Consider the following 9,725-nt stretch of genomic DNA (forward strand, 5'->3'; position numbering starts at 1 on the left):
ACCTCTCCTTGCCAGAATAGAGATAAGCAACCGCTCTGCTTTTGCCATATTCCATATCCAGTTCTATCCTCTCAATTTCCAAGTTCTTAGGTGCAAAAAGCCTAATACCTTGAACTTTTACACTATCGCCAAAACGCCTGTAGATCTCCGACTCTATAAGCTCTTCTGGACTGCAAAAGGCAAAAGAGAATAGGAGCAAAAGGCTAAGAAGCCACATCCATACTTTGCATAAGCTCCCTTATAAGGGTTGCAGGCTCTACTTCCTTTGGACATACAAGGTTGCACTTATTACAGGAAAGGCAGTGGTAGAGATTCCCTTCTTTTATGGCTTGGTTTACTCTTAGCTCCTTTTCCTCTTCCCTTGGGTCTTGGAAAAACCTAAAGAGTTTGGCGAAAAACAAGGGTCCTGCGTAGTTTTCCTCAAGCACCTGTGGACAATAAGACTGGCAAGCAAGACAAAGTATGCAGTCCGCAGAGTTCTCTATTTTTCTACTTAGCTCTGGGTTTATTCTTGGGTCCTTGGCTTGCTCCCTTATCCAGAGCCTAAGGCTTTTTACCTTCTCTATAACTCCTTCGTTGTCCACTGCGAGGTCTCTTATAACCTTGAAGTTTCTTATGGGTTCTATTAGCACTTCTTCTCCAAAAAGTGCATAAGGTAGTGCTTGTTCCTTGCAGGCGAGCTTTGGAAACCCGTTTACCATTATGGTGCATGTGCCACATATACCCGCTCTGCAAAAATGCCTAAAGCTAAGGGATGGGTCTATATCCTCTTTTATCTTCTGAAGGGCACTCAAAAGGGTCATCCCTTCTTGATAGGGTATTTCAAATCTTTGATAGTAGGCTTCTTTTGTCCCTTCCTGTCTTCTTATTTTCAACCTTAAAACCATGTTTAAATAATGTATCCTATTGTGTATGTTGGTCAAGCATTTTGAAAGCAGGGAAGCCTTCTACAGGTTCTTAAAGGAAAAGCTTGGTGTATTTTTCAGAGAAGCATACGATAGAAGTTTTGAAGGTATATTTCATGTAATATACTTGGAAGACATAAAACCAGAAATACTTGTCCCTCTTGCAAAGAGGTCTTGTCTTAATACCTTTTATAGCGATAGGGCAATAGCCCTTTGTGGCTCAGAAGCACAGATTAGAGACTTTTGCTCCCATCTTGTAAAGGAAGATAGAGAGCTTGCCTTTAAGATACTTGAAAGACTTCAGAGCTACAGAAAAAGGTCCTTTAAGCTCCAATATAACCAAAAAATCCTACCTCTTGGTATAAAAACCGCCATTATGGGTATTCTCAACATAACACCAGACTCCTTCTCCGACGGTGGTTTATACCTTGAACCTTCCCATGCGGTAAAAAGGGCTGTGCAGATGGCAGAAGAAGGTGCGGATATAATAGATATAGGAGCGGAATCCACAAGACCCGGTTCTAAACGGATAGATGCTCAAGAGGAGCTCAAAAGACTTCTTCCCGTGCTAAAAGAGGTAAGAAAAGAACTTCCCAAAATTTGGATTTCTATAGATACCTACAAGGCAGAGGTGGCAAAAGTATGCCTTGAAGAGGGAGCGGATATTATAAACGACATAAGCGGTGGAACCTTTGACGAAGATATGTTTAGGGTGGTAGCTCAGTATGGCTGTCCCTATGTGCTAACTCATATAAAGGGACGACCAGAAACGTGGAAGGAAAACCCTCCTATCTATGAGGATGTGGTTGAGGAAATAGTCCAATGGTTTGAGGAAAGGCTAAGAGTATTGAGAGAAAGGCAATACGGAGGACAGGTGATACTTGACCCGGGCATAGGCTTTGGAAAACTGCCAGAGCATAATGTGGAAATACTCAAAAGGTTTGACGAGTTAAAGATATTTGGTCTGCCCCTTTTGGTGGGTGTTTCAAGAAAGTCCTTTATAGGCATTGTGCTGGAAGGATTACTTAGGAAAAAAACAGAGCCGACAGAGAGGCTATATGGTAGCTTGGGAGCTGTTGCTCCTGCGGTTATGAAGGGAGCAAACATAGTGAGGGTCCACGACGTGAAGGAAACCAGAGAGTTTCTTGCACTTCTTGATACGGTAAGGACTTATGGCGAATTTTAACTGGGAGCTGGTTAACCTATTCTCTTGGAAAGACCTCCTTGACATACTGGCGGTTTCCGCCTTCATATATGGCGTTCTACATTTTCTTCGCATAACCAGAGGTCTTCAAATCTTTAAGGGAATTGTGGTGCTTGCAGGTTTTTGGCTTTTTGCAGAACTTCTTAATCTAAGAACCCTCTCGTGGATCTTTGAAAAGCTCTGGACAGTAGGGCTTTTTTCCCTTGTGGTTATATTTCAACCAGAGATAAGGAAAACCCTCAGCAGGTTAGGTCAAAAAACAGGCATATCTTTTATAAAGCCTGTGGAGGAAAGGGTTGTGGACAGGGTGGTAAGAGCTTGCTCCTTTCTATCAGATAGGCAAATGGGTGCTCTTATAGTCATTGAAAGAGGACAAAGCGTGGAAGGTGTGGTAGAAGGATGCGTGCTTATAGACAGCCTTGTATCCGTTGAACTGCTAATTACCATATTCAATCCCCTATCGCCCTTGCATGATGGCGCAGTGGTAGTAAGAGGAGACAGAGTGGTATACGCCTCTTGTATACTCCCCCTTTCAAAGTCTGCGGAGCTACCTAAAAAATATGGAACAAGACATAGAGCTGCCTTGGGTATTTCAGAAGAAACGGACGCAGTATGTGTAGTGGTATCCGAGGAAACTGGAGAGATATCTCTCGCAGTAGGAGGAAAACTTCATAGAAACCTTAACCCAGAGATATTGAGAGAACTACTTTTTAAGGAGTTGAGAATTGAGAAGGCTTAAGGTTTTTCTCTTCAAAGATTGGCATTACAAACTCGTTTCTCTCCTGATGGGCACAACTTTGTGGTTTTTCGTAAACCTCGGAGAAAGAGTGCCTATGAGCATAGAAAGGAGCATTGAAATATATAACAAGGAGCAAGGCTATGAATACAAATTAGAAAGGAAAAGGGCAAGAGTAAGGCTAAAAGTTATGGAAAGGTTTGTTCCAGAGGGTATGATAGAATCAATTGGCGTAGGTGTAAATGTAAAGGGTTTAAAAGAGGGTGAATACACACTAAGAGTAGAAGTGAAAGACCTGCCTAAATTCTTGATAACCGTTGAGAAAATTGAACCTGAGTTTGTGAAGGTAAAAGTAATAAAAGCCCCCGGAGGGGGCAATTAGTCTTATCCGCAGGAGAAGGAGCTACCGCACCCGCAGGTTCCAGTCACGTTGGGATTCCTTATGGTAAAACCACCACCCATAAAGTCCATTACATAATCAAGCTCTGCGTTGTTAACGTAGGGCATAGAAAACTGGTCTATAGCAATCCTTAGTCCGCCAAACTCAAATACATAGTCTCCTTCTTCAATTGTGTCATCAAAACCCATAGCATACTGAAAACCGGAGCATCCGCCTGGCACAACTCTTATTCTAAGTATGGGCTCTGCTATATTGTTCTCCTGAGCTATCCTTAAAACTTCCTGAACCGCCTTGTCCGTAGCAAAGAAATTAAAAGCTACCTTTTGCATAACACTACCTCCTGTAAGAATTTCTTAAGAATATGATAGCCTTATGCTGGTCTTTTTCAAGGGAGGGTTATATGACTATTCTCATGAAGAGCCCTCCACCTTATGAATAAGCCAAAAGACTATGCCCAAGGCTACCAAAACCAAAGCAAGAGTTATAAGCTCCTGAACCTTTTCTGGAGACAGGGATACTATAAGCACTTTTCTTATTACTGCTGCAAGAGCAACACCCACAAAAGCCCTTATGCTTACCGCTCCTCCTCTTATGTGCTTTATTTCCTCAGACAAAAGCTCAGATATGGCATAGAGGATGAGAACAGAGCCGAGAATGCTTAGACCTCCTCTTTCAAGAGGCAGTTGTCCCACAAGCACCAAGTAGAACTCGTAGACTATCCACACTATGAGAAATAAGCCCACTACTGAAAGTGTAAGAATTATAAAGACGTCAAAAACCAAGGCTATGCGCCTTATACTACTAACCAATATGCTTTGGTGTTTTTTTAATTCTTCCATATTAAATATCATAAAGGCTAAAGCTGTGAGGTTTTATAATTAATGGCATAGTAGACAAGGAAAAAAATTAAGCAGGCTATAAGGCTCTTCCTTTAGGGTATAGGAAAAGACATAGATATCACATTGTGTTGAATAATTGCCAATACATTCAGATACTAATCGCCAAGACACTCAACACATTCCCTGCTTGCGACAACTATCTGTCCATCCTTGCCAGAAAAGACAAGGCTTTTGCCCATTAGATGACAAATGCCCGCAAGCCAACAGGCAACCGCATCCAACTCATCCTGCGAGTATTCTCTCCCTTCAAGTTCCAAAGGCAATTTCATATAGAAGTTAAGTATCAAACTCCTGTCCTTTCTATCAAGCCCAAGCAGGTCATAAGTAGCACCGGGAAAGGTTTCAAAAACCTCCGCTCCCCTTTCCTTCATATCTTTTGCCAAGCTCATAGCCCTTTTGGTGAGCATCCTCATAGGAGTATCCCTTAGTATAGACAAATATCCCTTTTAGGGACATTTATCCACACCTCGGGTTTAGGGGCTCACCGACAAAAGTAGCCTTACTCCAACTGCACTAATACCGCTCATCAAGTAGGCTTTTTATACCCACTTGATAAGGGCTTGCAGAGTGCAGTGTAAACACCAACCTCACTTAACACGGTTAGGCGAGCCTTTGTCGGTATTCACCTTCCGCACCCCGCTTTAAAAACTAAGGAATAATATGCAACATTTATCCTCGTTTGTCAACATTTTCAAAGACTAGTCGCCAAGACCCCCAGAGGGTTTTAGATTATCTGAAAAACAAAGTAAAATATACCTCTTGAAATTAACATACTCAAAACCTCATACTTAATCCTATGCGTGCAAGTCTAAAGGTTTCTGGAATGACCTGTGTAAATTGTGCAAGGGCTATAGAGATAAGCCTTAAAAAGCTAAGAGGTATTCACAGGGTGGAGGTTTCCTTTGAGTTGGGAAGGGTCGTAGTGGACTTTGACGAGGAGCTTTTGAGCCTTGAGCAGATTGGAAGGGTTATAGAATCTCTGGGCTACAAGGTTGAAAAGGTAGAGGGCAAAAAGAGGTCTCTTGAGATACTTCTTTTTTGTTGGAGTTCAAGCCTTTTGATAATGGCACTCATGTTCGTGCATAGCCCACTTAGTCTCCATACACAGGCTTTGCTTGCTACCGCTATTCAGCTTATTGGTGGATACAGCTTTTATAAGGGTGCTATAAGCTCCCTTAAGGCGAGGGTAGGCAATATGGACTTGCTCATAACCTTAGGAAGCACCTCCGCTCTTTTGTATAGCTTTCTTACTCTCTTTGGTCTTCTTCCTGGAGAACCTTTTTTTGAAACATCCGCCTTTCTCATAACCTTTGTAAAAACTGGCAAGTTCCTTGAGGAATGGGTAAAGTCCAAAGCCCTAAGAGGTTTAAAAGACCTCTTTTCCTTGCAAACCATAAGGCTAAGGGTTTTCAAGGATGGTAAGGAGATGGAAAAAACTCCCTTAGAGGTTTTTGTAGGCGATACGCTAATTTTGAGAAGTGGCGATTTAGTAGCAGTAGACTGCAGAATTTTGGAAGGCTCTCTTGAGGTGGATGAGTCCCTTGTAAGCGGAGAGAGCCTGCCTGTTAGAAAATCCGTCGGTGATAGGCTCATATCTGGTAGCGTGGTGCTCTCTGGTTTTGCAAAGGCAAGGGTGGAAAAGACCTTTTCAAGTAGTTATGCCAACTTGCTTGTAAGACTTGTAGAAGAGACTCTTAGCAAAAAGCCAAGAATTCATCGCCTTGCGGATAGGTTTTCTCACTACTTTGTGCAGTTGGTGGTTGCCTTGTCGGTGTTGGTTTTCCTCCTGTGGCTTTTCAAGGACGGAGACCTACAAAAAGCGGTGAGCTTTTCTTTGGCGGTGCTTGTGGTCTCTTGCCCCTGTGCCTTTGGTATTGCAGTTCCTCTTGCACTTACTGTGGGTCTCTTTAGAGCCTACAAAAGAGGTGTCCTAATAAAAGAACCATCCGCCCTTGAAAAGAAAATAGATATCCTGCTCCTTGATAAAACTGGCACTCTTACAGAAGGAAAGCCAAAACTTGTTGACCTTAAGCTCTACCAAAGCTCCGCTCTTTTTATAGCCTGTGGTCTTGCAAAGGTTTCCAACCATCCCTACTCTCAGTCCATAAGGGATTTTTGCAGGTCAAGGGGTATAGAAGGAGAAAATTTTGAAAACTGTAGAGAAGAGGCTGGAGTTGGTGTAATATGTGGAGATTATATGCTTGGAAGGTCAGAAGAAGGTGTAGCTCTCTACAAAAAGGGCACAAAGCTGGCGGAGTTCTACTTTGAAGACCACATAAGACCAGAGGCAAAAAAGGTGGTGGATTTTCTCCTCTCAAAAGGTATAAGGGTTTACATGCTTACAGGAGATAGAGGAGAAAAGGCAAGGGTGGTAGCCAAAGAGTTAGGTATAGCAGAGTTTTTTGCTGAAGCAAAGCCTGAAGACAAGTTAAGGAAGGTAGAAGAGCTAAAAGAAAAAGGCTATAAGGTTGGGTTCGTGGGCGATGGCATAAACGATGCTCCTGCGATGGCTCGGGCGGACCTCTCCTTTGCTCTTGGCTCTGGCACAGACATGGCAAAAAGGGCAGGAGATGTTATCCTGCTTAGAGGACTTGAAGGTATAAGGGAGTTCTTTGAAATAAGGGATAAGACAATGCGAAGGATAAGGGAAAACCTCTTTTGGGCTTTTATTTATAACCTTGTGGGCATACCCATAGCAGGTGGGCTGTTATACTCAAAGGGCATATATCTAAAGCCTGAATATGCAGGTCTTATGATGGCATTTTCTTCCCTTAGTGTGGTCTTGAATTCTATAAGGAAATAGTGTATAATACATGGACTGTTCTTAGGAGGAAAAAGATGGCACTGAGGATAAGGGTATCAAGATACGGAAGAAAGCATCATCCCATATACAGGCTTGTGGTAGCAGACGCAAGGGCACCCAGGGATGGCAAGGTGGTGGATGTGATAGCCACCTACGACCCTATAAACAAAAGACTTATAGAGGTTAAGGAAGAAAAGTTAAAAGAGTGGCTCCAAAAAGGAGCCGAGCTTACAGACAGAGCAAAAGCCATACTCAAAAACGCAAAAATACTCTAACAGGAGGTAAAGCATGAGCCAGCTAAGGGACATCGTAGAAATAACCGCCAAATCCCTTGTGGACAACCCTGAGAAGGTAAGAGTGCAGGAAATTGAAGGAGAAAAAACCGTGGTTATTGAGCTCAGGGTTGACAAAAACGACCTTGGAAAGGTCATAGGAAAGGGTGGTCGCATTGCAAGGTCTCTCAGAACCATCCTTTCTTCCATGGGAAGAAAGATAAACAAAAGGGTGGTTCTTGAGATACTTGAGTAGTTTATAATAAACCTCCATGGGCAGGACTATAAAAATGGCAGAGTCCCCCATGGAGGGGCATCCAGACAAGTTGGCAGACCTCATAGCGGACGCCTTGCTGGATGAGTTTCTAAGGAGAGACCCCTACAGCAGGGTGTCCCTTGAAATACTTCTCATTTCTGGCATGACCTTTGTAGCAGGTCATGTCTCCACAGAAAGCTATGTAGACATACCAGGCACTGTCAGAAAGACCATAAAGGAAGTAGGTTATAACAGACCAGAGCTTGGCTTTGACGCAGATTCTTCTGCGGTTATAACCTCTATAGAGGAACAGAGCCCCGAAATAGTGCTTGGTATATCTTCGGAGGGTGCAGGAGATACTGCAACGGTTGTGGGTTATGCCTGCAAGGAAACAGAAAGCCTTATGCCCATGCCCATAAGCCTTGCTCATAAACTCTCTCACAAAATTTCCGAGCTTAGGAAGTCTGGCAAAGCACCCTTTCTCAGACCCGACGGCAAAGTGCTAATAACAGTGCTATACGAAGATAACAAACCACTATATGTAAAGGACATAATAGTTTTCTGTCAACATGACCCAGAAACTCAACTTGAAAAGCTGAGGGACTTTATAACGGAAGAGGCAGTCAAAAGGGTAGTGCCTCATAGCCTTATAACAAGAGATACACGCATTCTTGTTAACCCGTCGGGAAGGTTTGTGCTTGGTGGTCCTGCGGCGGATGCGGGGCAAACTGGTAGAAAGATAGTTTCTGATGCCTATGGAGATGTGGCTTATTCTGGAGGTAGTGCCTTTTCTGGCAAAGACCCAACAAAAACTGATAGAACCGCCTCTTATATGGCACGCATGATGGCAAAGCATGTGGTAGCCAGCGGTCTTGCAGATAGATGCATGGTGCAGATGGCTTACGCTTTTGGCATGAGCGAAGTGATAGCTTTTGATATAGAGACTTATGGGACAGAGAAAACGGACAGAGAGAAGATAAAAGAAAGGCTCTTAGAGGTTTTTCCCACAAGCCCTAAAAGGATGATAGACTTTTTGGACCTGAGAAAGCCCATATATAAGCAAACCGCCTGCTACGGGCACTTTGGAAAGGAAAACCTCCCCTGGGAAAAGCTAACAAAACTTGAAGAGTTTTTAGAGCTCAAGTAGTCTATCAAGATAAACCGCGCCCCCAACAGCACACAACTCCTTTCCAAGAGTCTTATAAAGACCGTCATACCTGCCACCACCAGCAAGAGGATAGCCAAGGGAAGGGTGGAAAAACTCAAAAACAAGTCCTGTATAGTAGTCCTGAGGACGAAGTTCCGATAGGTCAAAAAGTAGCTTGTAGCCCTTGAGGCTTTCATAAACTTCTAACAGTTCATCACACTCTATGGAGAATTCCGGATATTTCCTTTTGAATTCTTGCAAAACTTCTGGACCACCTTGTGTGGTAAGCAAGTCCTTGAGCTCTGGTATGTGGGAAAGTTCTGAAAAGTTTTTTTCAAGTAAGGGTTTTTTGTATATCTCCCCGTATCTTTTGAGAAGACCCTTGGCTATCCCTACATGTCCTACGCTCACGGTTAGTTCAAAAAGACCACAAGCTCTTAGGTAATCTGCGATTTTTTGAATAACTTCCACTTCCGCTTTTGGAGAGGTCTCTCCGAGAAGCTCAATCCCTACTTGAAAGCTCTCAAACTCCGTATTAGTGGAAAAGGTATTTCCAAAGTAAAAAACCCTAAGAGGAAGCTCCAGGTCCTTTTGGAGGCTCAAGAATCTTGCAAGACTTACGGTCCAGTCTTTTCTTAAACACAAAAGACTTCCGTCCTGCAGACTTCCCACAACGAAAGCACCTTCACCATATAGTTTTGGACTGTATAATTCAACGGAAGGCAACATAATATACCTATACTCAGTAAAAACCTCACAAGCCTTAAGGAAAAACCTCTTTAACTTTTCCGATTCCTCAAAGTTAAAAAACCGTTCCTGCGGTGGAAATTTCACAGAGAGTTATTATATACCTTATAGGTCAAAGTTTCAGCTCCTGCTCTAACACTTCCAAGAGGTTTTCAGAGCTTATCAGTTTTTTTGAGTAAAGCCTGCAAAACTCTCTATCCTGTATATCTCTTACCCTTTCCTCCAAACCCTCTGGCACACAGCCAAGTTTGCCCTCTACGAGAGTTATAACCATCTCCTGTGCGGATTTCAGAAGACCCTCTTCAAGCCCAATCTGTTTACTCTCCTCAAGCCCAAGCCTATACAGAATATCCTTT

At 43.0% G+C, this 9,725-nt stretch carries 14 protein-coding genes; 7 read left to right on the forward strand and 7 right to left on the reverse strand.

Annotation, left to right across the window (positions count from 1 at the left end; genetic code table 11):
- On the reverse strand, positions 1-217 hold a 217-nt coding region (locus tag WKI49_01070), incomplete at its 3' end, for a hypothetical protein (GenBank protein ID MEJ7621091.1).
- Positions 204-887: a succinate dehydrogenase/fumarate reductase iron-sulfur subunit gene (locus WKI49_01075; GenBank protein ID MEJ7621092.1), complete on the reverse strand. Its 684-nt coding sequence runs from the start codon at positions 885-887 to the stop codon at positions 204-206. The genes WKI49_01070 and WKI49_01075, both read right to left, overlap by 14 nt.
- Positions 888-912: 25 nt before the next feature.
- Between WKI49_01075 and folP the strand changes: the two genes are divergently transcribed.
- From folP to WKI49_01090, 3 genes are read left to right on the forward strand one after another with little or no spacing between them, the layout of a single operon-like run.
- A complete protein-coding gene (gene folP / locus WKI49_01080) occupies positions 913-2,091 on the forward strand; it encodes a dihydropteroate synthase (protein ID MEJ7621093.1) in 1,179 nt (392 codons plus the stop codon).
- Entirely contained in the window at positions 2,078-2,848 is a 771-nt protein-coding gene (cdaA, locus tag WKI49_01085; protein MEJ7621094.1) for a diadenylate cyclase CdaA, read from the forward strand. Before folP ends, cdaA begins: the two co-directional genes overlap by 14 nt.
- Entirely contained in the window at positions 2,835-3,227 is a 393-nt protein-coding gene (locus WKI49_01090) for a hypothetical protein (GenBank protein MEJ7621095.1), read from the forward strand. The genes cdaA and WKI49_01090 overlap by 14 nt, the downstream gene beginning before the upstream one ends.
- Before the next feature lie 2 nt (positions 3,228-3,229).
- Here the strand turns inward: WKI49_01090 and WKI49_01095 are convergent, their stop codons facing one another.
- From WKI49_01095 to WKI49_01105, 3 genes are all read right to left on the reverse strand, one after another.
- Positions 3,230-3,574 carry an iron-sulfur cluster assembly accessory protein gene (locus WKI49_01095; protein MEJ7621096.1) on the reverse strand — a complete coding sequence of 115 codons (345 nt, stop codon included), beginning with the start codon at positions 3,572-3,574 and terminating at the stop codon, positions 3,230-3,232.
- 81 nt (positions 3,575-3,655) lie between these two features.
- Positions 3,656-4,084: a phosphate-starvation-inducible PsiE family protein gene (locus tag WKI49_01100; protein MEJ7621097.1), complete on the reverse strand. Its 429-nt coding sequence runs from the start codon at positions 4,082-4,084 to the stop codon at positions 3,656-3,658.
- 155 nt (positions 4,085-4,239) lie between these two features.
- Positions 4,240-4,557, reverse strand: coding sequence for a hypothetical protein (locus WKI49_01105; GenBank protein MEJ7621098.1), 318 nt, complete (start codon positions 4,555-4,557; stop codon positions 4,240-4,242).
- Positions 4,558-4,940: 383 nt separating this feature from the next.
- Here WKI49_01105 and WKI49_01110 point away from each other — a divergent pair, with 383 nt between their 5' ends.
- The 4 genes from WKI49_01110 to metK are packed head-to-tail and all read left to right on the forward strand — an operon-like array spanning position 4,941 to position 8,622.
- Positions 4,941-6,947 (forward strand): cation-translocating P-type ATPase, encoded by a 2,007-nt coding sequence (locus WKI49_01110; protein ID MEJ7621099.1) that lies wholly within the window; start codon positions 4,941-4,943, stop codon positions 6,945-6,947.
- Between the two features lie 35 nt (positions 6,948-6,982).
- Positions 6,983-7,222, forward strand: a complete 240-nt coding sequence (gene rpsP / locus WKI49_01115) for a 30S ribosomal protein S16 (GenBank protein MEJ7621100.1) — start codon at positions 6,983-6,985, stop codon at positions 7,220-7,222.
- 13 nt (positions 7,223-7,235) lie between these two features.
- Complete coding sequence (locus WKI49_01120) at positions 7,236-7,475, forward strand: KH domain-containing protein (protein MEJ7621101.1); 240 nt, start codon at positions 7,236-7,238, stop codon at positions 7,473-7,475.
- A gap of 16 nt (positions 7,476-7,491) precedes the next feature.
- Positions 7,492-8,622 (forward strand): methionine adenosyltransferase, encoded by a 1,131-nt coding sequence (gene metK / locus WKI49_01125; protein ID MEJ7621102.1) that lies wholly within the window; start codon positions 7,492-7,494, stop codon positions 8,620-8,622.
- On the opposite strand, the gene WKI49_01130 is transcribed toward metK, so the two are convergent.
- Together WKI49_01130 and WKI49_01135 are read right to left on the reverse strand one after the other, a co-directional pair.
- Positions 8,608-9,456 (reverse strand): ATP phosphoribosyltransferase regulatory subunit, encoded by an 849-nt coding sequence (locus tag WKI49_01130; GenBank protein ID MEJ7621103.1) that lies wholly within the window; start codon positions 9,454-9,456, stop codon positions 8,608-8,610. The genes metK and WKI49_01130 overlap by 15 nt on opposite strands.
- 25 nt (positions 9,457-9,481) lie before the next feature.
- Positions 9,482-9,725, reverse strand: a 244-nt coding sequence (locus WKI49_01135) for a hypothetical protein (protein MEJ7621104.1), incomplete at its 5' end; no start/stop codon positions are given.

This window comes from Aquificaceae bacterium, from assembly GCA_037722135.1.
GTDB classification, from domain to species: Bacteria; Aquificota; Aquificia; order Aquificales; family Aquificaceae; genus Pampinifervens; species Pampinifervens sericum.